General features: G+C 63.1%; 26 protein-coding genes. 16 read left to right on the top strand and 10 right to left on the bottom strand.

The window, feature by feature from the left end:
• Positions 1-2 precede the first annotated feature (2 nt).
• The 4 genes from AV929_RS09440 to AV929_RS09425 are packed head-to-tail and all read right to left on the bottom strand — an operon-like array spanning position 3 to position 2,935.
• The gene (locus tag AV929_RS09440) at positions 3-1,025 is read right to left on the bottom strand and encodes a lysylphosphatidylglycerol synthase transmembrane domain-containing protein (protein ID WP_064288080.1); all 1,023 of its coding nucleotides are present in this window, start codon (positions 1,023-1,025) and stop codon (positions 3-5) included.
• Positions 1,022-1,879 (bottom strand): polysaccharide deacetylase family protein, encoded by an 858-nt coding sequence (locus AV929_RS09435; protein ID WP_064288079.1) that lies wholly within the window; start codon positions 1,877-1,879, stop codon positions 1,022-1,024. The genes AV929_RS09440 and AV929_RS09435 overlap by 4 nt, the downstream gene beginning before the upstream one ends.
• The gene (locus tag AV929_RS09430) at positions 1,872-2,258 is read right to left on the bottom strand and encodes a DUF2304 domain-containing protein (protein ID WP_050038083.1); all 387 of its coding nucleotides are present in this window, start codon (positions 2,256-2,258) and stop codon (positions 1,872-1,874) included. Before AV929_RS09430 ends, AV929_RS09435 begins: the two co-directional genes overlap by 8 nt.
• Before the next feature lie 2 nt (positions 2,259-2,260).
• Positions 2,261-2,935 carry a glycosyltransferase family 2 protein gene (locus AV929_RS09425; RefSeq protein ID WP_064288078.1) on the bottom strand — a complete coding sequence of 225 codons (675 nt, stop codon included), beginning with the start codon at positions 2,933-2,935 and terminating at the stop codon, positions 2,261-2,263.
• A gap of 272 nt (positions 2,936-3,207) precedes the next feature.
• Here AV929_RS09425 and AV929_RS09420 point away from each other — a divergent pair, with 272 nt between their 5' ends.
• The 3 genes from AV929_RS09420 (at position 3,208) to AV929_RS09410 (ending at position 5,717) form a co-directional block, all read left to right on the top strand.
• Positions 3,208-3,630, top strand: a complete 423-nt coding sequence (locus tag AV929_RS09420; RefSeq protein ID WP_064288077.1) for a cobalamin B12-binding domain-containing protein — start codon at positions 3,208-3,210, stop codon at positions 3,628-3,630.
• On the top strand, positions 3,627-4,670 hold the full coding sequence (gene meaB / locus AV929_RS09415) for a methylmalonyl Co-A mutase-associated GTPase MeaB (protein WP_064288076.1): 1,044 nt from the start codon (positions 3,627-3,629) through the stop codon (positions 4,668-4,670). Before AV929_RS09420 ends, meaB begins: the two co-directional genes overlap by 4 nt.
• A gap of 105 nt (positions 4,671-4,775) precedes the next feature.
• On the top strand, positions 4,776-5,717 hold the full coding sequence (locus AV929_RS09410; protein ID WP_064288075.1) for an alpha/beta fold hydrolase: 942 nt from the start codon (positions 4,776-4,778) through the stop codon (positions 5,715-5,717).
• Between the two features lies 1 nt (position 5,718).
• Here AV929_RS09410 and AV929_RS09405 read toward each other — a convergent pair whose 3' ends face one another.
• From AV929_RS09405 to AV929_RS09385, 5 genes are all read right to left on the bottom strand, one after another.
• Positions 5,719-6,105 carry a Zn-ribbon domain-containing OB-fold protein gene (locus tag AV929_RS09405; protein ID WP_064288074.1) on the bottom strand — a complete coding sequence of 129 codons (387 nt, stop codon included), beginning with the start codon at positions 6,103-6,105 and terminating at the stop codon, positions 5,719-5,721.
• Complete coding sequence (locus AV929_RS09400) at positions 6,102-7,268, bottom strand: thiolase domain-containing protein (protein ID WP_064288073.1); 1,167 nt, start codon at positions 7,266-7,268, stop codon at positions 6,102-6,104. The genes AV929_RS09405 and AV929_RS09400 overlap by 4 nt, the downstream gene beginning before the upstream one ends.
• A 155-nt stretch (positions 7,269-7,423) precedes the next feature.
• A complete protein-coding gene (locus tag AV929_RS09395) occupies positions 7,424-7,621 on the bottom strand; it encodes a DUF5800 family protein (protein WP_008309112.1) in 198 nt (65 codons plus the stop codon).
• Positions 7,622-7,736: 115 nt separating this feature from the next.
• Positions 7,737-8,375 carry a transcriptional regulator GfcR gene (gfcR, locus tag AV929_RS09390; RefSeq protein ID WP_014040388.1) on the bottom strand — a complete coding sequence of 213 codons (639 nt, stop codon included), beginning with the start codon at positions 8,373-8,375 and terminating at the stop codon, positions 7,737-7,739.
• 333 nt (positions 8,376-8,708) lie between these two features.
• Positions 8,709-9,584, bottom strand: coding sequence for a hypothetical protein (locus AV929_RS09385; RefSeq protein WP_064288072.1), 876 nt, complete (start codon positions 9,582-9,584; stop codon positions 8,709-8,711).
• Positions 9,585-9,643: 59 nt separating this feature from the next.
• Between AV929_RS09385 and AV929_RS09380 the strand changes: the two genes are divergently transcribed.
• The 13 genes from AV929_RS09380 (at position 9,644) to AV929_RS09320 (ending at position 24,063) form a co-directional block, all read left to right on the top strand.
• The gene (locus AV929_RS09380; RefSeq protein ID WP_064288071.1) at positions 9,644-10,633 is read left to right on the top strand and encodes an aldo/keto reductase; all 990 of its coding nucleotides are present in this window, start codon (positions 9,644-9,646) and stop codon (positions 10,631-10,633) included.
• A gap of 61 nt (positions 10,634-10,694) precedes the next feature.
• Positions 10,695-11,771, top strand: coding sequence for a TrmB family transcriptional regulator (locus tag AV929_RS09375; RefSeq protein ID WP_014040385.1), 1,077 nt, complete (start codon positions 10,695-10,697; stop codon positions 11,769-11,771).
• Positions 11,772-12,004: 233 nt separating this feature from the next.
• Positions 12,005-13,528 carry an extracellular solute-binding protein gene (locus tag AV929_RS09370; protein WP_064288070.1) on the top strand — a complete coding sequence of 508 codons (1,524 nt, stop codon included), beginning with the start codon at positions 12,005-12,007 and terminating at the stop codon, positions 13,526-13,528.
• 78 nt (positions 13,529-13,606) lie between these two features.
• Positions 13,607-14,587, top strand: coding sequence for a carbohydrate ABC transporter permease (locus tag AV929_RS09365; RefSeq protein WP_064288069.1), 981 nt, complete (start codon positions 13,607-13,609; stop codon positions 14,585-14,587).
• 1 nt (position 14,588) lies between these two features.
• Entirely contained in the window at positions 14,589-15,590 is a 1,002-nt protein-coding gene (locus AV929_RS09360) for a carbohydrate ABC transporter permease (RefSeq protein ID WP_050038078.1), read from the top strand.
• Between the two features lie 4 nt (positions 15,591-15,594).
• Entirely contained in the window at positions 15,595-16,791 is a 1,197-nt protein-coding gene (locus AV929_RS09355) for an ABC transporter ATP-binding protein (RefSeq protein WP_014040381.1), read from the top strand.
• Position 16,792: 1 nt separating this feature from the next.
• Positions 16,793-16,996: a hypothetical protein gene (locus tag AV929_RS09350; protein WP_014040380.1), complete on the top strand. Its 204-nt coding sequence runs from the start codon at positions 16,793-16,795 to the stop codon at positions 16,994-16,996.
• Between the two features lie 29 nt (positions 16,997-17,025).
• Complete coding sequence (locus tag AV929_RS09345) at positions 17,026-18,102, top strand: Gfo/Idh/MocA family protein (protein ID WP_064288068.1); 1,077 nt, start codon at positions 17,026-17,028, stop codon at positions 18,100-18,102.
• A 40-nt stretch (positions 18,103-18,142) separates the two neighbouring features.
• Positions 18,143-19,207 (top strand): glucose 1-dehydrogenase, encoded by a 1,065-nt coding sequence (locus AV929_RS09340; protein WP_064288067.1) that lies wholly within the window; start codon positions 18,143-18,145, stop codon positions 19,205-19,207.
• A gap of 274 nt (positions 19,208-19,481) precedes the next feature.
• On the top strand, positions 19,482-20,858 hold the full coding sequence (locus AV929_RS09335; RefSeq protein ID WP_064288066.1) for an ABC transporter substrate-binding protein: 1,377 nt from the start codon (positions 19,482-19,484) through the stop codon (positions 20,856-20,858).
• Positions 20,859-21,037: 179 nt separating this feature from the next.
• The gene (gene trmB / locus AV929_RS09330) at positions 21,038-22,090 is read left to right on the top strand and encodes an HTH-type sugar sensing transcriptional regulator TrmB (RefSeq protein WP_014040376.1); all 1,053 of its coding nucleotides are present in this window, start codon (positions 21,038-21,040) and stop codon (positions 22,088-22,090) included.
• Between the two features lie 427 nt (positions 22,091-22,517).
• Positions 22,518-23,300 carry a winged helix-turn-helix domain-containing protein gene (locus AV929_RS09325; RefSeq protein WP_064288065.1) on the top strand — a complete coding sequence of 261 codons (783 nt, stop codon included), beginning with the start codon at positions 22,518-22,520 and terminating at the stop codon, positions 23,298-23,300.
• 49 nt (positions 23,301-23,349) lie between these two features.
• Positions 23,350-24,063 carry a dolichyl-phosphate hexose transferase gene (locus tag AV929_RS09320; RefSeq protein ID WP_014040374.1) on the top strand — a complete coding sequence of 238 codons (714 nt, stop codon included), beginning with the start codon at positions 23,350-23,352 and terminating at the stop codon, positions 24,061-24,063.
• 32 nt (positions 24,064-24,095) lie between these two features.
• On the opposite strand, the gene AV929_RS09315 is transcribed toward AV929_RS09320, so the two are convergent.
• Entirely contained in the window at positions 24,096-24,680 is a 585-nt protein-coding gene (locus AV929_RS09315) for a gluconate 2-dehydrogenase subunit 3 family protein (RefSeq protein WP_064288064.1), read from the bottom strand.
• Positions 24,681-24,688 lie beyond the last annotated feature (8 nt).

Below are 24,688 nucleotides of genomic sequence, written 5' to 3'. Positions count from 1 at the left end.
GACTACTCCGTCGTCAATGACGTGACGTCGAGCCGAACGGAGGGATACCAGCCCGCGAGCGAGGGCAGGTAAATACTGAGGAACCGGTCGACGAAGATGATAGGGATGATGACCTCCGCTGGGATACCCAGCGCGACGAACACCGCCGTCGCCGTGGCCTCGGTGATGCCGATGCCGCCGGGCGTCAGCGGCAGAAGCGTCACGGTGTACGCGACCAAGAGATACAGCGGCAACGCGACCAGTGGTTCGAACGCGACGCCGAAACTCCCCAGCAGCAGGCCGACGCGGACACCGGGTGCGAGCACGAGGTCGACGGCCCAGCCGACCGCGTAGCGGAGCCACACTGCCGGCTCGCTCGCGAGCGACCGAAACGTCGTTGTCGAACTGTCGGTGAACTCAAGCAGGCCGTCGAGCCGTGCCGCGAGTCCCTCACCGAAGCGTGGAACCCGGACCGCGACCCCGGACAGCCAGCCGATGAGCCGGTCCAGATACGAGAGATTGAGGCCTCCAAACAGGATGGCGAGTCCGGCCGCGAAGTACAGGCTCGTCGCGAGCGCTAGCAGCAGAATAAGTTCGAGCCGGAGCAGTGGGATCGCCAGAACGAGCCCTGCAGTCGCCGCCACGCCGTAGTATAGCGCGAAGATACCGGTGTGAAGCGCTGACGCGGCCGCGGCGTCGCTGTAAGCCATCCCGGTCTGACTCCGGAGGACGAACGGCGCGGCCAGCCGTCCCGAGAGCCGCGAGGGGAGCAACTGATTGACGAAGTTCACGATGAGCGTCGTCCCGGCGGCGGTCCGGAACTGGACCGGTGCGAGCGGGGTGATTACCGCGTACCACGAGTAGACCCGGCCACAGATGCCGAGCGTGCTGACGGCGACGATAGCGAGCACCGTCTGAATCTTGACGCCGGCGAGCAGGTCGACAGCGCTGGCGATGTCGAACTGCGTGAGTAGCCATGCCAGCGCAACGACGGCGAGACCGTACTGGGCGACCGTGATCCCCAGATCACGAGCCCGGCTCGTCACGGCGTCTCGCCCCTGTGTAGCCGTGTCGCGACCGTTTCGCCATCCGCCAGCACCGCCTGTACGGTCGTGAACTCGAAGTCCTGCTGTAAGATCCGCTCGACGGCCCGTCGCATCCAGTCACCGGTCCTGACGTACACTCGCGTCGGCACCCCCTCTACGGCCGGCAGGTCCACCAGTTCCCACGGGTGGACGTACAGCATCGGCGTGATGCCCCGGCGGGCCAGTAGCCTCATGCCCAGAATCGTGTACCGCGGGCCGAAAAACCGGAGCCAGGTCCCGGTGAGGGGCAACTGCAGCCCCGGCATGACGCTCGCCGGGAACTCGGTGATACTGTCCGGCGCGTCCGGGTGCACCGCCGACGCCGGAACCGGTCTGTGGATGTCGTACTCGCCGCCGTACCACCCCGGAATCGACCGGCTTGAGACGACGCTAGAGTCGTACGTGTATCCGATGTCGGCCAGCAGGTGGAAGTGGTCGTCAGTGATGTCGAAGGCGGGCGCGCGGAACCCGGAGACCTGCTCGCCGGTGACCCGCTCCAGCACGTCCTTCGACTCGGCCAGTTCCGCCCGTCGCCCGTCGCTGTCGAGGTCCGAGAGCAACTGGTGGGTGTGCGTGTGCGACGCGACTTCCAGTCCCGCATCCGCAAGTGCCCGGACGGCGTCGGGGTGGGACTGGGCGACTGATGACACCACGAACGCGGTGGCAGTCGCGTCGTACTCCGCCAATATCTCCCTGAAAAACCGGCCGCCGTCGAGACCGACGCCGTCGCGGTCCGTCGTCCCCGACGCGCTCCGGTACGCCGGCGTCTGGGTGAACAGCTCGAAATCTATCGACAGCACCGCGCGGTTACTCATCCTGCTTGTCCTCGGTCTGTAGCTGGTGTTCCTCCAGTTCGCTCCGGAGGAGGCTCAGCTCCTCGTTCAGCCGCGACAGCCGGTCGTACATGTGCCCGATGCGGTTGAGCAGGTACGTCACCGCCACGAACAGCGTCAGGTTCGAGATGACGAGGATGGCCCGGGCTTTCCACTCCAGGCCCAGCAGCCGCGCCACGACCTCGAACACGTTTGGGACGATGGCGACGACGATGAGCCCCGCGCCGAGCAGCAGCGACATCACGAACAGCTCCAGCGATTCGCGTTCGCTTCTGACGATGATGTACCCGTTCGCGAGGAAGGCCAGGCCGACGACCAGCGACAGGAGGTTGACCAGTGAGTAGTCGAATCCAAAGACCATGATTATCGAAAGAGGAGGACGCGAAACACCGTGTCAGTCATGCGTAGCGGGTAGAGTACGAGCGTGTCGAGGCTGAACTGCGACTCGCCCTCGTCCCGGATCGGCATCTCTATCGATACTTCTTCGATCCGCTGGCCGCGCTGGGCCGCGTCGAGCGTCTGTTCGACCGCCCAGTGGTTGTCCGAGCGGTGGAGGATGTCCTGTAGCGCCGACACGCGGTAGACGCGGAAGCCGCTCGTCACATCGGTGATGTCGATGCCGCCGAGCTTCCGTACGACGGTCGTGAAGAAGGTGATTCCCAGCCGCCTGATGAGCGGGTAGTCGTCGATGCTCTCGTTCAGGTAGCGGCTGCCGATGACCATGTCCGCGTCCTCGGCGTGGGAAAGCAGGGTCGGAATCTTCGCCGGGTCGTGCTGGCCGTCGGCGTCGACCTGCACGACGAAGTCGTAGTTGTGGCGGATGGCGTACTGGTAGCCCGTCCTGACGGCTCCGCCGACACCGGTGTTGAACACATGCGTGACGACGTGTGCACCGTGCTTCCGGGCGACGGCTGCGGTGTCGTCAGACGAGCCGTCGTCGACGACGACGACCTCGTCGACGTGCTGGCTGGTCCCGTCAATCACCGACCCGATGGTGCTCGACTCGTTGTACGCGGGGATGACGGCGACTGTTCGCACTGGTGGAAACGCCGCTAGCAGCGAACTTAGAATTGTCGTTCTCTGGCATTGTCTCAGTCCTCCCTGTCGCCCTTCTTTGACCGCTCAGGGCACGGTATACAGACCTCCCAGGGTCACAGCCGACTGCAGGCCGAACGGCCGGACTGGTTCCGGCTCACACACGCGGTGCGGAATGCCCAGTTTCAATCTTCGTTCCCCGAGGGGAGCCGTACTCGACATCAGTCATGATGAATAGGGCAAGAATGAAAACACACCGCGCGGTACGTACTGGCATGAGTGTCGAGCAGGAGCAGACGGAACGGACCATCAGGTGTCTGGTGGCGAAAGTCGGACTCGACGGTCACGACCGGGGCGCACACGTCATCGCGCGGGCGCTCCGAGACGCCGGCTTCGAAGTGATATACTCGGGACTCCACCGAGCACCCGACGAAGTCGTGCAGGCCGCCGTGCAGGAGGACGTGGATGTCGTCGGCATCTCCATCCTCTCGGGGGCGCACAACACGCTCGTTCCAAAGATTCTCGACGGACTGAAGGAGTACGATGCGTTCGACGACCGTCTCATTCTCGTCGGCGGCATCGTTCCGGACGACGATCAGGAAGAACTCCGCGGGCAGGGCGTCGACGAGATATTCGGTCCGGGCGCGTCGATGGAGGAGATGATCGACTACATCCACCAGAACGCGCCCGAGCGATGAGCGACCTCGTCGCTGACCTGCTTGCGGGCAAGCACAGCGCTCTCGCCAGGGTCATCACGAAGATAGAGAACCGCTCGCCGGGGTATCGGGAGATAATTTCCGACCTCCACAAGCACACCGGGACAGCCGACGTGGTCGGCGTCACCGGCAGTCCCGGCGCGGGCAAGTCCACGCTGGTCGACAAGGTCGCAGCGACCTACCGCGAGCGGGGCCAGACTGTCGGTGTCATCGCTATCGACCCGTCCTCGCCGTTTTCCGGCGGCGCAGTACTCGGCGACCGGATACGAATGGCCTCGAACGCCGGCGACATGGACATGTTCTTCCGGTCGATGTCCGCTCGCGGCTCGCTGGGCGGGCTGTCGACGGCGACGACCGACGCCGTGACTGCGCTGGACGCCTTCGGCAAGGACAAGATCATCGTCGAGACGGTCGGTGCAGGCCAAAACGAGGTCGACATCGTCCGCACGGCCGACACCGTCGCCGTGCTCGTGCCGCCGGGGAGCGGCGATGACGTGCAGATGCTCAAGGCCGGGATCCTCGAAATCGGTGACGTGTTCGTCGTCAACAAGGCTGATCTCGACGGAGCCGACCGGACTGTCCAGCAGCTCCGGGAGATGCTTCAGGGACAGAGCGGACGACCGAACTCCGGCCATCACGGCGCGACTGAACTCGCAGCCGACGACGCCGAGGCAGACGTCGAGGAGAGCGACACGGAGACGTGGGACCCCCCAATCGTGGAGACGGTGGCTAACCGGGGCGAGGGCGTCGAGGACTTCCTGAACGCGCTGGCCGACCACGGCGACTATCTGGACCGAACCGGCCGACGAGAGGGGCAGGCACGGGAGCGATTCGCCGCCGAGATCCGAACCCTGCTCCGGGAGGACGCAAACGAACTACTGGTCGATGAACTCGACCGCCGCGGCGGTATCGAACAGTACGTCGACGCTGTCATCGAGCGCCACACCGACCCGTACACCGTCGTCGACGAGGTTCTCGCGCCGCTCCGGGAGTGTCTCGACGAGCCTCGCGACGAGAACTGAGTTCGGGACTGTCGCGTCCGCGGCTACGGTTGCCCGCGATGATAGCGACAGTCATCTGACGCTCGTCCAGCATGTATAACATACTCGGGGCTCCAAGTCATCAATATGAAACTCCGCAAGGCGCTCGGTGCGGTCGTCGGAGCGGTCGGTGCGACAGCCGCTGCCAACCGCGTGCTGCAGTCGCAGGCCGGTGCGTTCGAACCGATGCTCGAGGGGGAACAGGGGACGTACCGCTGGCGCGGGTTCGATATCGCGTACACTGGGGCTGGCGACCCGTCGGACCCGGACCTCGTGCTGTTTCACGGCATCAACGCCGCTGCCAGCAGTCACGAGTTCCACACGGTGTTCGACACGCTGGCGGAGGAGTACCACGTCATCGCGCCTGACCTACCGGGTTTCGGGCACACAGACCGCCCGCCGCTGCTGTACTCGGCCTCGCTGTACACAGCCTTCGTCCGCGATTTCATCGAGGACAACACCACCGACGCGACCGTCGTCGCGTCGTCTCTGACAGGGGCATACGCCGCCAGCGCGGCACAGGAGGTTGAGGTGAAGGAACTTGTCCTCATCTGCCCGACAGACACTTCGATGGGGAACCGCACCGTCTGGCTCCGATCGCTGTTGCGCGCGCCCGTCGTCGGCGAGGCAATCTACAACCTCACCGTCTCGAAGCCCTCCATCCGCCACTTCCACGCTGACCACGGGTACTACGATATGGACAACCTCACCGACGCAGTGGTCGACTACGAGTGGCAGAGCGGCCACCAGCCCGGTGCGCGGTTCGCGCCGGCGTCGTTCGTCTCCGGCTTCCTCGACCCGGAGGACGACCTCGGCGAAGTACTGGCAAGCCTCGACGTGCCCGTGACGCTGGTCTGGGGTGAGGATGCCGACATCACACCGCTGTCGAAGGGTCGTGACCTGGCCGAACAGGCGGATGCGATGCTCGTCGTGTTCGGTGATTCGCTGCTCTTGCCCCACGTCGAACACCCCGGTGAGTTCGTCGACGTGGTCCGCGACAGAGTGACGTCGGTAACGGTCGAGAACTGAGTTAGCGCGGCCGGAACACGACGGCTCTCTCGCCGGTCGTCACGCGCTCGCCGACATCGATGCCGACCACGTCGCCGATAGCGACGTCGTCAGGGTCCACGCCGCGGACGAGTCCCGTAACCGAAACCGGGCCGAAGTCGGCGATGGCGGTGACGTAGGGCGCGTCGTCCTCGAACTGTGGCGTCGGGACGGTAATCGTCGTGTGGCTCGCGATTTCGCCGGATTCTGGCAGATCGACCGCCGAGAGTTCCTGGTCGTGACAGCGCGGGCACACCCGCCGGGGCGGCAGCCAGCCGTGGCCGTTCGAACATTCGAGGTAATAACCGTCGTCCGATTCGATGCTGTCGAGCCACTCGTCGTACTCGCCGTCTCGTGCGGATTCGGTCATTCTTGCACCTCCATGACGTGGACGGTCGTAGACGCGACTGTACCGCCCGCGTTGTGCGCGACGCCGACAGTGCTGTCCGGGACGGCGTCGGCCCGCGGGTGCGACCCGTCGAGGAGCCAGGCAACGGTCGCCAACTGGGCGACACCGGTCGCGCCGACCGGGTGACCTTTGGCTTTCAGCCCGCCAGAGAGGTTTATCGGGAGGTCGCCGTCACGGGTCGTCTCCCCGTTGCGCGCCGCGGCGATGCCCTCACCGCGCTCGTAGAAGCCCAGCGATTCGATTGCGAGTACTTCCGCGATAGTGAAACAGTCGTGGACTTCGGCGAAGTCGACGTCGTCTGGACCGACGCCGGCGTCCCCATAGGCCTCTTCGGCGGCCTTGTCGGCGGCGGGGGTCTGTGCCAGATGCGGGCGGTCCTGCAGTGCGAGATTGTCGCCGCCCTGTCCGGTGCCGGTGATGGCGACTGGGGCGTCCAGGTCGTGTTCCTCAGCGTAGGCCTCCGTCGTCAGGACGGCAGCCGCGGCCCCGTCAGTAATCGGACAGGAGTCATAGAGGCCCAGCGGGTCCGCAATCGTCGGGGCCTCCATCGCGTCCTCGATCGTGATTTCCTGCTGAATCTGGGCGTGCTCGTTGACCAGCGCGTGCTCGTGGTTCTTGGCGGCGATGTGAGCGAGGTCCTCGTGGGAGCCGCCGTACTGGTCGAAGTACGACCGGGCCATCAGCGCGTACGCCCCGGGGAAGGTCATCCCGGCACGGACCTCGTAGAGGTCGTCGGCGGCGATGGCGAGCGCGTCTGTCGCCGCTGCCGTCCCGATGTTGGTCATCCGTTCCGCGCCGCCGACGACGACGACCTCCGCCTCGCCGTTCCGGATCGTCTTGACGGCTTCACGAACGGCTGTCCCGGCGGATGCACAGGCCGCTTCCACGCGGGTCGCCGGAACGTCCAGCCCGATGGCCTCGGCCATCAGCGGGCCCTGGTGGCCCTGGTGTTCCGCGAGCTCTCCCATGAAGTTGCCGTAATAGAGGGCTTCAGCGTCGTCCGGGTCGATTCCGGATTGCGATAGCGCTTCGAGTCCGGCCTCGGCGAACAGGTCTCGGCCGGTTCGCTCGGGGTGTTTCCCGAAATGTGTCACGCTGGCCCCGGCGATACGTGGGTCTGACATTATCTCCCAGTGTGCGCTGACGGCTTAAATGCCTACTGCTCGGATGCTTAATTAGCGCATATTCGGGCCATAAACGCCTAAAAACGGGGTATGGGTTCTTAATCGAGGTTATCTCCCACGAAGGATCTATTGCCCAGAAAGGAACTATCTCCGCTTCAGTTCACGATCTCGGCGATACGCTGGGGTTCTCCCGACAGCGCGGGTTCCGGCTCGACCATCTGCAGCACTTCGTGATCGGTCACGTCGGGATACGACTTCTGGATGGCGTCCTCGATGAGGGCCTTTTCGAGGCGGAACTCCGTCCCCTCGTAGACGACATCTACGCCCTGTTCGTCGAACGACAGTACAGTCATGCCGCGGATTACGCACGGCACGAATAAAAGGATAGTCTCTCGCGCGGCCACACTGATTCAGGTGCTTCGACGGCCGCTCGACGTAACACGCGCTCCGCTCAGTCCGTCAGGATTGTTACGAGTCGCCGTCGCTGCCGACTCGGATGACCTGCAGCAGGGAGTACACCGGGACGCCGCGGATGTCGCCGACGCCGCGCTTGTCAGCCAGCACGACGCAGGCCACGGGGTTGCCGCCCTGTTCGTGGATCGCGTCGATGGTTTCGCCCATCGTCTTGCCGCTCGTGATAGTGTCGTCGACGACGTAGCAGTCGCGGTCCCGGATCTGCGCGAAGTTCCGGGAGAACGAACCGTCACTGGTCTCGCTCTCGTCGTCGTCCCACTGGTGTTTCGTCGGGGCGTACGTCCCGAGGTCGGTTTCCAGTTCCCGGGCAACAGTCGTCGCAAGCGGTGCGCCGGCCTTCTCGATGCCGATGGTGAGGTCCACGTCGTCGCCTTTCTTCGAGAGCAGGTCCGCCATCGCCGCCCCCGCGTGGTACAGCCGGTTGCTGTCCCGCCCGACGGCGGACCAGTCGACGTGGATATCGTGGGGACCGCCGTCGTCGCTCGTCTCCGGTTCCGTGCCGGTGCCGCTACGTTCGACAAGCCAACTCGCCGTCTCGCGGGAGACGTTAAGCTCGTCAGCGATCTCGCCCTTAGAGAGGCCACGCTGTGCCAGGTCGGACGCGCTGTCGACGAGGTCGTCGATATTCTTCATACCACCATCTCCGTGTGCGAGGATTTAATAGGCAGTGTTCTTCACTTACCGAAAATTTATTTACAACATCAGTTGTATATTTCTAGCGGCTGGGTTTCACACCCCCTGCCGTTCGGGACCAGGTGGGACCACCGTTGGGTCACCAATGTTCCCCACCACTCCGACCCGGCCGACGTCAACCGTCTCACGGAGCATGGTTGTCCGCGGGACCGCACGCACCAGCGGTCAGGCGGGACTCTCCCGCCGTTCCCGTCCATCGTCTCTCCGAACAGAACCCGGCTAGCGTCTCGAATCCCGGACCAGACACCGATTCGGCCGTTCCTGTACCTCGTTTCAGTTGTCGCTCACTTCAAAGGTGTAGAGGCGCTGCTCGCAGGTCGGACAGACGAGCGTCTCGTCGGGGTCCTGCCGTGGTCCCAGATGGCCGCCACAACACGACACCGACGACGACTCGACCAGTTCGGCGCCACAGACCGGACACCTGTCGAGAAACATCCGGAAGGCCTCCGCACCGGCGATTCTGAGCCGCTCGTCGTCGAGACGCTCGCCGAGGACCTCGTACGCCGCGAGCTCGGCGACGACGACCGGTCGAGGAAGGAGCTGCTTGTGGTCGGAGCCGAGTGCGACCCACTCCGCGTCGTCGGCGTACGGTTCTGTGTAGTCGACTCGCGGGAGCGATGCCTGCAGCGCCGTCGAAAGCGAATCGAGCGACTGGTCGGCCAGTTCGTCCATTCGCTCGTGCCACGCCGAGTCGATGGCCGTCGCGAGAAACAGCCGCTCCCCTTCGACTTCGATAATGCCGGCCGCCGATAGCTCCCGGAGAACGGTCTCGCCGTCCATCCCCACGTCGTCGGCCAGCGATTCGCTTTCCTGGCGAGTCACATCTTGTCGGGATGACTCTCTGTGCGATGGCTTTCCGTGGAACCACTCGTCCGGGACCGGTGACGCTGCCACCAGCCGCGGGGCAAATTCGGGCGTGTACGGAACCAGATACCCCCGAAGGTAGACCACTGCGACGCCGACAACGGCGACCAGCAGGCTCGCCCGCGGGCGGTTGCGTGCGCGAAGGAACATGACACCGATTCCAACGAGCCCCAGATTCAGGACAGTACACGGCCAGCATCTGTTCTCTCCGGTGTGCGACTCGTCGCTGAGCGTTCTGAGTGCGTCCATCGGATCTGTTTCCTTCGGTGCGGACTCCCGGCTCATGTTCGGACATCGGTATGCAGTCCCAAAATTCTTTAACAACAGCTGTGGTACAAAGTGGCATGAGTGATTCGCCGGTGACATACACCACGCTCGGGTCGACAGGGCTCGACGTGTCCCAACTCTGTCTCGGAACGATGAACTTCGGGAGCGCGGAGCCCTGGATGCTGAACGACGAGGCTGAGAGCCGCCGGATACTCGAACGGGCGCTCGATATGGGTATCAACTTCTTCGATACTGCCAACGCCTACTCGAACGGGGAGAGCGAGCGGATTCTGGGCAGTGCAATCGACTCCGCTCGCCGCGGCGAACTGGTCATAGCCTCGAAAGTATACTTCGATATGCACGACGGCCCGAACGGCAGTGGACTCTCGAAGAAACACATCATCGATCAGTGTCACGCCACCCTGGACCGCCTCGGCGTCGACTATCTCGATCTCTACCAGATCCACCGGTGGGACGACGACACGCCCATCGAGGAGACGCTGGACGCGCTGACGTATCTCGTCGATGAGGGGCTGGTCCGCTATATCGGCGCGAGCACGATGGCCAACTGGCGGTTCCAGAAGGCGCTGTACACGGCTGACATCGAGGGGTACGAGCGGTTCGTCTCGATGCAGCCGGAGTACAACGCCGTCGACCGCCACGAGGAGGCGAACCTCTTGCCGGTGTGCGAGATGGAAGGAGTCGGTGTCATTCCGTGGTCTCCCCTGGCCGGCGGCTTCCTGGCCGGGAAGTATGAACGCGACGACGACCTCTCCGAGGGCCGAGCAAGCACGGACGAGTACACAGCAAACCGGTTCAGCGACGAGAACTGGGCGGTCCTCGACGAGGTGCGGGCGATTGCCGACGCGAAGGGCGCGACGCCGGCACAGGTCAGTCTGGCGTGGCTCTGCCATCAGGACGTCGTCGACGCGCCGATTATCGGGCCGCGGACGATGGACCACCTAGAGGAAAACGTCGAGGCGCTCGACATTGGCCTGACTGCTGAAGAGTGCGCCCGAATCGAGGCTCCGAAACAGCCACAGTGGCCGGTCGAGGGCAAGGACTGACCTGTGGACCTCGATAGATAACCATGCACGTTAACTGCGTACTCAGTTTCCCTGTACACACATGGACGACAGCGAACTAACCGATGTCCTCGAAGATGCCGGTCTCTCCCCGTATCAGGCGGAGGCCTACGTGGCGTTGCTGGGGTTGGGGACCGCATCGGCGACCGACATCGCTGACTCCTGTGACGTTCCGGACCCGCGGATCTACGACGTGCTCCGGGACCTGGAGACGAAGGGGTATATCGAGACGTTCCAGCAGGATAGCCTGACCGCCCGCGCCCGCAATCCGGACGTAGTGCTTGAGGACCTGCGGTCCCGGTCGAGCAAGTACCTCGACGCGGCAGAGACGATCGAGGAACGCTGGAACCAGCCCGAGATATCAGACCACGAGGTCAGTATCGTCAAGCGGTTCGAAACGGTCGTCAGCCGAGCCCGGGAGCTCATCGAAGCGGCCGAAAACCAGATTCAGGTCGGTGTGGACCCGGAGCAGTTCTACGCGGTTCGTGAGGAACTCATTGCCGCCCACGACCGCGGCGTGAACATCAAACTCAGCATCTGTACGGGTCCTGGCGAGGAAGTACCGCCGCTTTCCGACATCGAGGGGACCTGTACGGAGGCTCGGAACCGGGAGATCCCGGCCCCGTTTTTCGTGCTGGTCGACCGGACCTGGACGTGTTTTGCGCCTCACCACGACTCAGTCAACGAGTACGGCGTGCTCGTCAAGGACCGGACCCACACCTACGTCTTCCACTGGTTCTTCCTGACCTGTCTCTGGGAGATCTGGGACACACTGTACACCGAGCGGACGCCGGAAACCCCGACGACGTACGTCGACCTCCGCCACGCCGTCCGGGATATCGAACCGCTGCTGAACGAAGATGCGACTATCGAGGCCGTCATTGAGGGGTACGACACGGAAACGAAGGAGTCGGTCGAGCTGACAGGGCGCGTTACCGACATCGACTACACCGGGAGTAGCATCGGTCGGAAGGACCCCGTCCCACTGGCACAACTGGCCGGTCGAATCAGTGCGACGCTGGTCACCGACGACGGGACGTACGAGGTCGGTGGCTGGGGGGCCGTCATCGAGGAAATCGAAGCGACCGAGATTACAATTACGGACGTCACGTACGAGTGACACAGACGCCGTTTTTTCGGGATCAGTAAACTCTCCCTCAGTTTGCGCGTTTGAGCTCCTCTATGTGGCAAACAGCTGTTTGACCTATCCCTGCGTATATATACTGAAAGATTTATACGATATCGAATAGTCAATAATATATCACGATTGCCGGGCTGAGGCCGACAATTAACAACACCTGTGGTTAATTATGGACAACCTTTAAGGTGTGTCCGGGATAGCTCAGAATAGATATGTCGGACAATGGCACAAGCGGCGAGCGGAACTCGACAGGCGTCTCCCGGCGACGGTTTGTCCGTGCCGCCGGAGCAGCAGGTGTTGTCGGTGGACTGGCAGGCTGTGCGGACTTCGTTGGTGGTGGCGATGGCGGCGACGGGAGTGACGGTGGCTCGACTGACGACGGTAGCAGCGGCGAGACGACGACGGTCCAGTGGGGCTTCGACCCGGTGGCCGTCCAGAACAACGGCGACGCAATCAAGCAGGCACTGCACGACAACGGCCTGTCGGACGACATCGAGATAGAGTTCGTTCCGCGCGACCAGGACACCGGTGCGGCCCGGTCGAACTACAACCGACTGCTCTCGGCCGGCGAGACGAACCCGGATATGTTCCTGATGGACAACGGCTGGACGAACATCTTCATCCAGCGGGGACAGCTCCAGAACCTCTCGCAGACGCTGCCGGAGGAACTCCTCTCGGACGTGTCAGACAACTACTTCTCGGCGTTTACGGACACGGCCCGGAATCCGAGCAACGGTGACCTGTTCGGTGTCCCGGTGTTCCCGGACTTCCCGACGATGCAGTACCGCAAGGACCTCGTCGAGGAAGCCGGCTACAGTCCCGAAAGCAACAACTGGGCGACCGAGCCGATGACGTGGGAGGAGTGGTCGAACATCGCCGCGGACACCTACGACAACGCCGACGTCGACTTCGGCTTTACGACCCAGTGGGATATCTACGAGGGAACCTCCTGCTGTACGTTCAACGAGGTCATGTCCTCGTGGGGCGGCGCGTACTTCGGCGGCCGCGACAACCTCTTTGGCCCAATCGGCGAGCGGCCGATCACGGTCAACAACACCGAAGTCATCAACTCCCTCAACATGATGCGGAAGTTCGTCCACGACGAGGAGTTCGACGGGCAGTTCGAGGGCTACGGCGGCGGCTTCACCCCGACCGAAATCCTCGGCTGGAAGGAGGAAGACGCTCGCGCGCCGTTCGTCAACGGCAACGCCGTCTTCCACCGGAACTGGCCCTACTCGCTGGCGCTCGGCGGCCGCAACCCGGAGGAGACCGAAGACCCGGCGCTCGGCGAGAACCTCGGCGCGATGCCGATTCCGTACGCCGTCTCCGAGAGCGATGCGGCACAGCCCGGTACGGGCGGTACCACGGCCGCCCTCGGTGGCTGGCACATGACGGTCAACCCCAACAGCGAGGACTTAGACGCCGTGACACAGGTCATTCGCGCCGCCATGGAGCCGGACTTCCAGCTCACGCTGCTGTCCGTCCAGGGGTGGCTGCCGCCGCGGCCTGAACTGTTCAACTCCAGCGAGGCCCAGAACGTGCCCGTCGTTGGCCGGTACATGGACACGCTGCAGGTCGCTGGTAACAACACGATGCCGCGCCCAGTGACGGCTGTCTGGAGCGATCAGTCCAGCAAAATCGCACAGCAAGCGAACCGCGCAGTCGGGCAGGAAGCCTCCTCGGCCGACGCGATGGCGACGCTAGAGTCCGCACTGGAAGAGACCGAGCAGACCTGAAGCCACGGGCAACCGTTACAAAACCACCCCTGTGATTATTTACCATGACACATTCAAACGACGGACGGAGGTAACCGAATGAGCACAGAAACCGGCCGTGAATCCAGACGCTCGGGGGCACTCGTCAGCGTGATGCGTTGGATGGAGAACCTCAGCGACACGCAGTACGCGTATCTGCTGTTGATTCCCGTGTTCGTCCTTCTGGGCATCGTCGCGCTGTACCCGCTGTTGCGGACCTTCGAGCTGTCGCTGTTCGCGCTCTCGGCGGACTTTTCGAGCACGACTTTCGTCGGCGCTGGGAACTACGTCGAGCTGTTCACCGGCGAGAAAAACCGGTACCTGCCGGGCGGAACGACGTTCCTTCCCGAAGGGTTTGGCACGAGTGCACTGCTGAACAGCGCACTGGTCGTCACGATAATCTTCGCCGTCGTGAGTGTGCTGTTCGAGACGCTCATCGGCCTCGGACAGGCGCTCATCCTCGACCAGGACTTCTACGGTCGGCGGTGGATTCGCGCGGCTATCATCATCCCGTGGGCCGTCCCAATCGTCATTCAGGGGATGATCTTCTTCCTGATGTTCAACTCGAACGTCGGGTTCCTGACGCCACCGCTTGCCGACCTCGGGCTGCTCGCGCCGACGAACACGCTGAACGACACGGCAAGTGCGACGTTTATCATCATCGTCGCCGACATCTGGAAGACGTCGGCGTTCATGGCCCTGCTCATTCTGGCGGGGCTGCAGAGCATCGACCGGGGCCTGTACGACGTGGCGAAGGTCGCCGGCGCGACGAAGTGGCAGCAGTTCAAGCTCATCACGTTCCCGCTCATCCTGCCGACTATCGGCGTTGCCGTGCTGTTCCGGTCGGTGCAGGCGATGCGGGTGTACGGCATCATCGACACGGTGTCGAGCTGTACCGTCGTGCCGTCGCTGTCGTGTATGGTCGTCGCGACGTTCACCACCCGTGAGGGGACGTCCGCGGCCATCGCGTTCGTGACGGCCGCCATCATCGGGACGGTCGTAATGGGACTCATCGTCTGGCAAGGGGAGGACGCGATCTAACATGGCAACGCCAACCGACACCCAGGAGCAGTCGAGCGACGGACCGCTACAGCGCTGGACCCAGAGCGCCATCCAGGACCCGGAAAAAGTGTACCGGGCGCTGTTCTACGCGGCGATGGTGTTTTTCCTGGTGACGACGCTGTTCCCCTTCTACTGGCTCATCGTGCTGGCGGTGACCCCCGAAGGGAACCTGCTCTCGGGCAGTTTCCTCCCGACAGTAAACCTCTTTGGCGTCAGCGGGACGTTCCCGCTGCCGGTTCCGAAGGGCTTCAACCCGGGCGCGTTCGTCACGGTCTTCGAACAGGTGCCGTTCCACCTGTACATGCTGAACAGCTTCGCGCTGGCGGTCACGACGACGGTCATCGTCCTGTTCGTCGCCAGCCTCGCCGGCTACGTGTTCGGCCGACTTCGGTTCCCCGGCCGCGCACTGCTGATGCTCGGTATCCTGGCGATCAGCTACTTCCCGCCGGCCGCGTTCGTCATCCCGCTGTTCCAAGCCTTTGCCGGCAACGCCCCGATCACGATACCGTTCACGTCCATCCCGCTGTTTACCCCGCCACGGATGCTGAACACCCCGGGATCGATGGTGCTGCCGTTCAGCGCGCTGTTCATGCCGCTGTCTATCTTCATCCTGACGACGTTCTACGGCCAGATTCCCGACGGGCTGGAGGACGCCGCACGGGTCGAAGGAACGACGCGACTGGGCGCGCTGTTCCGGGTCATCATGCCGCTGTCTGCGCCGGGCGTGGCGACCGCGGCCGTGCTGACGTTCATCGCCGTCTACAACGAGTACTTCTTCAGCTCGATCATGGCGACCTCGCCGGAGGCGGCCAAGTGGTCGCCTATCGTCGGCGGGATTCTCAGCTACCAGACCCAGTACACCACGCAGTTCAACCTCATGGCGGCGGCGAGTATCGTCGGGGTCCTCCCCGTCGTCATTCTCGTGATTGTCGCACAGGAACGCATCGTCAGCGGACTGACCTCAGGCGCACTCAAGGAGTAACACAATGGCAAGAGTACGACTCGAACACGTAACGAAGCGCTACGACGACCAGGGTGACGTGGTCACCGCGGTCGACGACATGAACCTTGACATCGACCACGGCGAGTTCATCTGTTTCGTCGGCCCCTCGGGCTGCGGGAAGTCGACGACGATGGAGACCATCGCCGGGCTCACCATCCCGACCGAGGGCGAGATATATATCGGCGACCGCGAGGTGACGAACCTCCCGCCGAAGGACCGCGGCATCGCGATGGTGTTCCAGAACATCGCGCTGTTCCCGCACATGGACGTGTACGACAACATCTCCTTCGGGCTGCGGCTGCGGGACTACCCGCAAGACGAGATTGACCGCCGCGTCGAGCGGGCCGCGGACATCGTCCAGCTAGAGGGAATGCTCAACCGGATGCCCGAAGAGATGTCCGGTGGACAGCGTCAGCGCGTCGCCATCGCCCGCGCTATCGTGCGTGAGCCCGACGTGTTCCTGATGGATGAGCCGCTGGCGAACCTCGACGCGAAGCTCAAGGTCCATATGCGGACGGAGCTTCAGCGCCTGCACAAGGAACTGGACACGACGATCATCTACGTGACCCACGACCAGGAGGAGGCGATGACGCTATCCGACCGCATCGCCGTCCTCGATTCGGGGCAGCTCCAGCAGATCGACCCGCCGCTGACCTGTTACAACGAGCCGGACAACCTCTTTGTCGCCGGGTTCATCGGCTCGCCGTCGATGAACTTCGTCGAGGGGACAGTCACCGAGACCACACTTGAGACGCCGAACTTCTCCCTCGAATTCAATCCGTCGTCCATCGAAGGCGTCGGAGTCGGTGACGACGTGACACTCGGCATCCGCCCGGAGGACATCTACCCGGGCGAATTCAAGTCAGAGGTCCCCGACCCGTCGGGAATGATTACGGCGACGACCGACATTCTCGAACCGATGGGTGACGAGATATTCGCCTACCTGCTGCTGGGCGACGGCGAAACGTCGATGTCTCAGGAACTGGCGACGAACGACCAGTTGCTGATGAGCATCGATCCCGACTCGGACCTCGAAGAGGACGACGAGATCGGGGTCGTCATCGACCGACGGAACGTCCACCTGTTCGACTCGGCCACCGGCGACGCGATCGTCCATGACCTCATCCCGTACGAGGCCGAAGGCACTGCATCCAGTAGCGAAGTAGAGTCAGACGACTGATATGAGCAGCCACCTCGCGATGCTGTACTGGAGCGGGATGCTCGTGCTGTTTTTCTTCTGGGCGTACGGTATCGTGTCGTTTATCCTGGACCTGAAGAACAAAATCGTCCCCGGCATCATCCAGTATCGGCGCGGTCGACGCCGTGAGAAGGCAAAGCAGGAACAGGAAGAGGAACGCGAAGAGCGTGAAAAGCAGTTGTATTAACCCGACACCGGGTGCAGACTTCGAGAGACATGACTGAGACCGTTCGGATAGGAATCATCGGACTGGGGAACATCGCGGCCATCCACTGTACCAACCTCCGACAGCTCGACCAGCCGGTCTCGATAGCGGCGGGCGTCGATGTCGATGCCGACGCGCGCCGCCGGTTCGCCGAGACGTACGACGCGGCGGTGTACGAGGAAGCCGCGGCGATGTTCGAGACGGTAGATGCCGTGCTGGTGACGACGCCGAACAAGTTTCACGAACAGTACGTCGTCGCAGCCCTTGAGGCAGGGCTAGACGTGCTCGTCGAGAAGCCGCTGGCCCACACGCTCGAAAGCGCCGAGCGGATCGCCGCGGCCGCCGACGCGGCCGACGGGTTCTGCATGGTCGGCTTCCACAACCGGTTCGCCGACCCGGTCCAGACGCTTGTGGGCTACCGCGATGCAGGCGATATTGGCGAGGTGTCTCACATCGAAGCGAACTACATCAGGCGTCGCGGCGTCCCCGGCCGGGGGTCGTGGTTCACGCGCAACGACGTGGCTGGCGGCGGGTCGCTCATCGATATCGGCGCGCACGCTATCGACCTGGCGCTGCACGTCGCCGACCATCCCGAGGTCGTCGAGGTGTCGGGCGACACCCGCGCTCAGTTCGGCGTCGACGAGGAGTACGCGTACGTCGAGATGTGGGGCGAGGACCACGGTGCGGCCGAGTTCAGCGTCGACGATTCGGCGAGCGCCTTCATCCGCTGTGGAGACGGGACAACGATCTCTCTGGAGGTCGCGTGGGCGACGAACCGGCCGGACAGCCAGGAGTACTACGTCCGCGGGACCGGGGCGGGCGCGAAACTCGACCTCGCGGACCAGTCGCTGACGCTGTTCGAAACCGCCGACACCGGCCGGATGCACCACCGGACGACCGACATCGAGACGCAACGGTCGGACCCACAGCACCGGGAACAGGCGCGGTTCGTCTCCGCAGTCAGAGACGGGACGCCGCCGTCGACGAACACCGTTGAACAGGCGCTTCGCGTCCAGCGTGTGATGGACGGAATCTACCGCTCCAGCGAGACTGGCACGGCCGTCAGTGTCGGTGAGGCAGAACCCTGAAGAAAGACTTAATCCCCAGTGTTCTCACTCTCTGCCTGGCATGAAAGTGATTGGTGTTACGCGGGACGACGACGGCCCACAGCTCTTAGAGCGGGAGCGACCGTCGCCTGACCCGGGCGAGGCACTCGTCCGGACGCTCCGCGTTGGTGTTGACGGCACAGACCACGAAGTCCTGAACGGGTCCCACGGCGGGTTCCCCGACGGGGCGGACCACATGGTTCTCGGACACGAGGCGGTCGGCGTCGTCGAAGAGCCCAATGGCACGGGGCTCGAGGCGGGGCAGGTCGTCGCGCCGACCGTCCGACGGAAACCGAACGGTGAGACGAACGACTACTTCCGCCGAGGTGAGCCTGATATGGCTCCGGACGGCGAGTACACGGAACGCGGCATCGTCGGTGACCACGGCTTCATGGCGGAGTACTTCACCTCGCCGGCGGATTTCCTCGTCCCGGTCCCCGAGTCAGTCGCGGAGCACGGCTTCCTCGTCGAGCCGCTCTCGATCACCGAGAAGGCCAACGAGCACGCCTACGCGACGCGGGAACCGTTCGACTGGCGACCGGAATCCGCCTGCGTGCTGGGCAACGGCTCGCTCGGCCTGCTGACGCTGTGGATGCTCGACCAGGAGTACGACCGGACCTACTGTGTCGGTCGGCGGAACCGTCCCGACCCGACGGTCGACATCATCGACGAGATCGGCAGCACGTACGTCGATTCCCGCGAAACGCCGGTGGACGAACTCCCGGAGGCCTACGAGGCGATGGACTATATCTACGAGGCGACCGGGTTCGCCCCGCACGCGTTCCAGACAGTCAAGGCGCTCGACCAGAACGGGGTCGGCGTGTTGCTCGGCATCCCGGAGCCGTGGGAGTTCGAAGTCGACGGTGGTTCGCTACACAACGAGATCGTCCTGCACAACAAGTGTCTCATCGGCACGGTCAACTCACACGTCTCGCACTTCGAGGACGCCGTCGAGACCTTACAGGAACTTCCGGCGTGGCTGCTCGATGATTTAGTCACGACGGTTACCGACCCGGAACACGTCGAGGCGGCCTTCGAAGATGGGGACGACCAGATAAAGGCAGTCGTCGAGTTCGATTCGCTGTAACCCTCGGGCCGAACCGCGCCCGAGCTTTTTCACGGCAGTTTGGCCTGAACACCCCCCATTTAGACGGGGATATGTCGGTATATGTAAGATAGTAGATGTAAGATTGTGAGGTATTTACTCGCATTCGATTAATTTCTTTCTCCACTCAAACCCGAAGAATCGTGGGATATAGATGATTTATCGGGACCGACCCGAATGTCAAATGCTGATTTTCGCTATACAGAAGTATTAAGTGCGAATCTTCAATAAGGAATTATGAGGTATTGGTGCAACCATGGCTGATGACAATTCAAACAGACGGTTGACGCGGCGTAACGCTCTTCGGATTGCTGGTGCAGCAGGTGCGGCCTCGCTGGCTGGCTGCGGTGGGAGTGACGGCGGTGACGGCAGCAGCGGCGATGGCAGCAGCGGCGACGGTAGTGACGGCAGCAGTGGTGACGGCAGCAGCGACGGCGGCAGTACTGACAGCGGGACACAGTACAGCACACTTGAAGTCGCCCACTGGTGGGGCGAGGGCGACGGACTGGAAGCGATTCAGTCCGTAATGGATGCGTTCAAGGAGCAACACCCGGACGTCCCGTTCGACGAGAACCTCATCGCCGGCGGTGCGGGTGAGAACCTGCAGGCGAACATCCGGACACGGGTGCAGAACGGCAACCACCCGAGTACGTGGCAAGCCTGGCCCGGAAACAATCTGCTCCCCTTCACCGATGCGAACCTGCTGAAGGATATCGGCGACTCCGTGTGGTCAGAGAACAGCATGGAGGACGCCTACCTTCAGGGCGTCAAGGACGCGGCCCAGCCCGCTGGGAACTACGTGACGGTGCCGCTCAACATCCACCGGATCAACAACCTCTTCTACAACGTCGAGGTCGTCGAGGACGCCGGGGTCGATCCGGCCTCCCTCGAAACGCCGTCTGACCTCGTCGACGCGATGGCGACGGTCAACGATGCCGGCTACACCGGAATGGCACACCAGACCGGGTCGCCGTGGTCCAGCTTCCAGATGTTCGCGACTGTCCTCCTCGGCGAAACGGACGCCGAGACCTACAGCGCTATCTTCGTCGACGGTGAGGTCGACGCCAACAGCGACGCGCTCGAGTCGGCAGTCGAGACGACGCAGTCCTATCTCGACTACATCCCGAGCGACGCTGGTTCGATTTCCTGGACCGAGGCCAACAATCAGGTCATCAACGGCGAAGCGGCGTTCCTCCACCAGGGTGACTGGGCGGCCGGAACGTACCTCACGAACGACCTGACGTACGGCGAGGAGTGGGACCATGTGACATTCCCGGGAACCGACGGCTACTATGCTCTCAACATGGACTCGTTCCCGTATCCGGTCAACAACCCGTCCCCGGAAGCGACCACGCTGTGGTGCCAGTTCGTCGGGACGACGGAGGCACAGGAGATCTTCAACCCGAAGAAGGGGTCGATTCCGCCGCGGACCGACGTCAACACCGACCCGTTCAACGACTTCTCCAAGGACCAGATAGAGGACTTCCAGAACAGCGAGGCCCAGCCGCCGTCCGTCGCGCACGGTCTGGCCGCACCGCCGGCAGTCAAGTCCTCGCTCGAATCCGCTATCTCATCGCTGAACTCCGGTGCTGCGCCCGCGGACGTCGTCTCCCAGATTTCCGGCGCCTACTAATAACCCAGCGACAGCACGCAGTTTTTTCGCCGTGGCGACTCGAACGATCGGAGTCACAGGAGTAGGCAGCCGCTGTGACGGGACAACCAACAGTAGCACAGAGTCACATGACTGGTTCTGAAACTGGCTGCTGAATAGAGTGCCGAAGTTCTTAGTACTCGACTCGCAAACGCTCCACTATGTCTAGTGACGACTTGGAAGCATCGCTCGAACAGGTAATTGCGCGGTTCAATCTCGGCGAGTACGAGATTTCAGCCTACCTGGCCGTGTTGCAACACGGTGAGCTGACAGCGTCGGAGATCTCGGAGAACACGGACATTCCACAGCCGCGGGTGTACGATACGGTCCGGAGCCTCAGCGACGTCGGGCTCGTCGAACTCAAGGAGTCCCGGCCGATGAAGGTCCTGGCTATCGATCCTCGGGAAGCCTTCGAGGGGATTCAAGACTCGCTTGATGACCTCGTCGACGACCTGTCTTCGCGCTACACGGCCCCCGCACGGGAGCCGGAAGCCGTCTCGCTCGTCAAATCCCGGCCGACGATACTCCGGTACCTCGAAGACATCATCGAGACGGCCGAGTACGAACTGACGCTGTCGCTGACCCCGGCCCTGCTAGAGCGGTTCGAAGACAGACTCGCGGCCCGGAAGCAGTCCGGCATCGCTATTGAAATTCTCATTTCACCGGGTGTGGACGCTCCCGACCCAGCGCGGTTCGATTACGAGTCCATCGCGACCACGGTGAAGGCCCGCCGCGGTATCACGACACCGGTCGTCGCCGTCGCCGATGGGAACTACTCGATGTACGCCACCCGCGAGAGCGTCCGCGGCGACACAGACAGATACGGCGTCATATTCAATCGGTCGGAACTCGGGTTTCTGGTGTCCGGGTTCCTCAACACGGTGCTGTGGACAACGGCCGAAACGATTGCCAGCGACGGGGACGGGCTGCCGTTCCCGCGCCGCTACGGGACGATCAGGCGCTGTATCTCTGACTTGATGACATTGGACGGGGAGTTCTACGCGACTATCGAGGGGCGGGACGTGGAAACGGGCGACCACCGGGTCGTCGAGGGCAAGGTGGACCAGGCGTCGTTCAGTTCGAACCGCGAGGTCGCGACGCTGGTCGTCGAGACGGCCGAGGGGCCGGTAGAAGTCGGTGGACAAGTCGCTGCGTTCGAGGATATGGAGGCGTACGAGATCCGGATCGGAACGGACGAACCGCCCGAGAACTGACACTGTCGGCTGTAGCTGTTTCTCACGGTGACCGCCTGACTACAGACGGTCGATACGGAACCGGCGGACGGAGTCCGAAGTAAACAGACGCGGCTGGACGAGACGACAGCGGAGACAATGAGCACCGTGGGCGGGCAACCCACGGTGATTGCATGACCCTTCGGGCTGGCGAGGTATGTCAGAGGCACGATATCGCCTGGCCCGAACGTGGCAGTTCCACAAGACCAACGTGCTCCATTGCGTTCAGCGGGGACGTGGTCTTACGTGGACAGCAACTGTGTCTATGTCACGAGCGGTAAAAAAGATGGACACATTGGCTGCAATAATATCCAATGCCCGAGAGAATAGTACAGCTTCCGGAGAGAATTCCATTACAAATGGAAACTGATATGTGCGAAAAATATGAGCTACAGTATATGGGGACAGTATGGGCGTAGAATCAGTTATTCAGTACGTCCGAACGTCGTCCGTCCGGACGGACATCATCGGCTCGCTGTGTCCCGGAGCCAAGGCCACCAACGAACTGCTGTCAGCGGTCACTGCGAGCGAGTCCGCGATATACGATGCGCTCTCGAACCTCGAAGGCCGCGGTCTGGTCACCTCGATGGATGACGGATGGCGACTCACCGGCACCGGCCGCCTCGTCGCGGATACGATTCACCGCCAGCAACGCCTCGAGGAACTCTTCGCCGTGGCCCCGCAGTACTGGGAGTCCCACGATACGTCAGTTCTACCACAGCCGTTCCGGTGTCGCCTCCCAGAACTCGACGAGTACACGGTCATCCGTGGCACGCAGACCGATATCAACCGCCCGGTCCGCGAAGTCGTCACTCGCGTCGAGAGCGTCCAGAACTGCGACGTGGTCTCGCCCGTCTACCACCCAGAGTACGAGGAAGCGATGCCAGATAGCCCCGACTCGAGACTGGTGGTAAGCTGTGCTGTCATCGACGAGATACTCGGCAAGGAGTCCGTCTCGCTCGATATGAATCTGAATCGATACGAGGAGACGACCGTTCGTGTCACGGAGGTCCCGTACGCACTTGCCGTCGCCGACGACTGGATGATCCTGACGCTCCCAGAACTCGACGGAGCCTGGCCGTCGGCGAAAATCGTCTCCGAAACGGACAGCGCTATTTCGTGGGCACGGGACCTGTTCGCGCACCTCTGGACGGATGCAACCCCGATAGAAACGTATCTCGCCGACCGCTGATTTTGGCAAACCTAAACATTCAAGAACCGTGGGTTCTGACGGATGAGCAATGGCTATTCAGGGTTCACGGAGCGACGAACCGGCCGGCTACACCTTCGACGACCTCGCGGTCGTTATGGGCACGTACAACGAGGAAGAAGCAATCGGCACCGTGCTCGATGACATCGCTGCAGTGACTGACGGGCGCGCCGAAGTCGTCTGTGTCGACGGGTCCAGCGACCGGACACCGGAGATCGCCCGCGAGCACGGCGCTACAGTCATCCAACAGGAACCGCAGGGGTACGGCGTGGCAGTCCGCGAAGCCGTGCTGACACCGGACCGGCCGGTCGTCGTCACGACGGACTGCGACGACACGTATCCGATGGAACGCCTGCCCGATTTCCTCGCGGAAATAAACGACGGGGCCGACGTCGTCAGCGGTGACCGACTGTACTACGGGGCCGAACAGATGCCGGCGATGAACAAACTGGGGAACGAACTGTTCGCGCTACTCGCGAGCGTGCTCATGGGCAAGCGCGTCCACGACACGACGACTGGAATGCGCGCGTACCGCCGCGAGGTCCTCCAGAAGATCGTCTGGACCGAGAACACCGGACTCTCGGCCGAACTGCTCATGCGGCCGCTGATGCGTGGCTACGACGTGCGTGAGCGCCCCATCGCGTACGACGAGCGGAAAGGCGAGACGAAGCTCGACCCGTTCTCCGGCGGGGCCGCCATCGCGAAATCTATCGTCCGCGTTGCGCTCGAAGAACGGTTCCGGTAACACCGCCGAAGCAGTCGACGACGGGACCCGGCTTATCGGTCGTTCGGTGGCTGCTGATAGCTACCCGTTCCGCCGGGGTGGCCCTGTGGATTCTCGATGCCGACGAGCTTACCGCCGGTCGGCGAACTGTACAGCGCGAACAGGAGGTCGTTGACGAGGTAGTAGCGGACGCGGTGCCTCGGGTCGCCATGTGGGTCCGGATCAGAGGCCTTGACCCCCATTCCCCGAAGCGTATCTTCTTTCGTCGCAGCATCGACCGCCACGAAGTTGCTGTCTTCCCACTCTCGGGTGTACGCGTCCAGATCCGCGACTGCTTCCGCCATGTCCTCGGCTCGCTCGGGGTCTGCCTCGACCCGTCCGGCGACGTAGCTGTCGACGAATCCAGCGACGCCCGTCACCTCGCTCGGATAGACGATAGCGGCGACGGCACGGTACGTCTCGCGTTCGTGGTCCCCGAAGCTCGATTCGGAACTGGCGGCGTCGGCCTCGGCTGACTCGTCAGCATCGTCGCTTGTCGACCTGTCCCAGGCGAGCGCCGCCGCGCCGCCGGCGACGGTGACACCCGCCGCGCCGAGTGCTTTCAGTGCGTCGCGTCTGGTGAGTTCGTAGTCAGTCATCGGTGAGT

This window comes from Haloarcula sp. K1, assembly GCF_001647155.1.
Classification (GTDB): Archaea; Halobacteriota; Halobacteria; order Halobacteriales; family Haloarculaceae; genus Haloarcula; species Haloarcula hispanica.
The sequence above is the reverse complement of the archived record's forward strand: the minus strand, read 5'-3'. Positions and strand labels throughout refer to the sequence as shown.

Bases quoted from the DNA above. Each gene is read 5' to 3' on its own strand.
- AV929_RS09340 (WP_064288067.1), top strand. From the start codon at position 18,143: ATGAAAGTGATTGGTGTTACGCGGGACGACGACGGCCCACAGCTCTTA.
- AV929_RS09375 (WP_014040385.1), top strand. From the start codon at position 10,695: ATGGACGACAGCGAACTAACCGATGTCCTCGAAGATGCCGGTCTCTCC.
- AV929_RS09430 (WP_050038083.1), bottom strand. From the start codon at position 2,258: ATGGTCTTTGGATTCGACTACTCACTGGTCAACCTCCTGTCGCTGGTC.
- AV929_RS09395 (WP_008309112.1), bottom strand. From the start codon at position 7,621: ATGACTGTACTGTCGTTCGACGAACAGGGCGTAGATGTCGTCTACGAG.
- AV929_RS09365 (WP_064288069.1), top strand. From the start codon at position 13,607: ATGAGCACAGAAACCGGCCGTGAATCCAGACGCTCGGGGGCACTCGTC.
- trmB (WP_014040376.1), top strand. From the start codon at position 21,038: ATGTCTAGTGACGACTTGGAAGCATCGCTCGAACAGGTAATTGCGCGG.
- AV929_RS09405 (WP_064288074.1), bottom strand. From the start codon at position 6,105: ATGACCGAATCCGCACGAGACGGCGAGTACGACGAGTGGCTCGACAGC.
- meaB (WP_064288076.1), top strand. From the start codon at position 3,627: ATGAGCGACCTCGTCGCTGACCTGCTTGCGGGCAAGCACAGCGCTCTC.
- AV929_RS09380 (WP_064288071.1), top strand. From the start codon at position 9,644: ATGAGTGATTCGCCGGTGACATACACCACGCTCGGGTCGACAGGGCTC.
- AV929_RS09355 (WP_014040381.1), top strand. From the start codon at position 15,595: ATGGCAAGAGTACGACTCGAACACGTAACGAAGCGCTACGACGACCAG.
- AV929_RS09315 (WP_064288064.1), bottom strand. From the start codon at position 24,680: ATGACTGACTACGAACTCACCAGACGCGACGCACTGAAAGCACTCGGC.
- AV929_RS09435 (WP_064288079.1), bottom strand. From the start codon at position 1,879: ATGAGTAACCGCGCGGTGCTGTCGATAGATTTCGAGCTGTTCACCCAG.
- AV929_RS09345 (WP_064288068.1), top strand. From the start codon at position 17,026: ATGACTGAGACCGTTCGGATAGGAATCATCGGACTGGGGAACATCGCG.
- AV929_RS09385 (WP_064288072.1), bottom strand. From the start codon at position 9,584: ATGAGCCGGGAGTCCGCACCGAAGGAAACAGATCCGATGGACGCACTC.
- gfcR (WP_014040388.1), bottom strand. From the start codon at position 8,375: ATGAAGAATATCGACGACCTCGTCGACAGCGCGTCCGACCTGGCACAG.
- AV929_RS09360 (WP_050038078.1), top strand. From the start codon at position 14,589: ATGGCAACGCCAACCGACACCCAGGAGCAGTCGAGCGACGGACCGCTA.
- AV929_RS09325 (WP_064288065.1), top strand. From the start codon at position 22,518: ATGGGCGTAGAATCAGTTATTCAGTACGTCCGAACGTCGTCCGTCCGG.
- AV929_RS09370 (WP_064288070.1), top strand. From the start codon at position 12,005: ATGTCGGACAATGGCACAAGCGGCGAGCGGAACTCGACAGGCGTCTCC.
- AV929_RS09400 (WP_064288073.1), bottom strand. From the start codon at position 7,268: ATGTCAGACCCACGTATCGCCGGGGCCAGCGTGACACATTTCGGGAAA.
- AV929_RS09410 (WP_064288075.1), top strand. From the start codon at position 4,776: ATGAAACTCCGCAAGGCGCTCGGTGCGGTCGTCGGAGCGGTCGGTGCG.
- AV929_RS09335 (WP_064288066.1), top strand. From the start codon at position 19,482: ATGGCTGATGACAATTCAAACAGACGGTTGACGCGGCGTAACGCTCTT.
- AV929_RS09350 (WP_014040380.1), top strand. From the start codon at position 16,793: ATGAGCAGCCACCTCGCGATGCTGTACTGGAGCGGGATGCTCGTGCTG.
- AV929_RS09420 (WP_064288077.1), top strand. From the start codon at position 3,208: ATGAGTGTCGAGCAGGAGCAGACGGAACGGACCATCAGGTGTCTGGTG.
- AV929_RS09320 (WP_014040374.1), top strand. From the start codon at position 23,350: ATGGCTATTCAGGGTTCACGGAGCGACGAACCGGCCGGCTACACCTTC.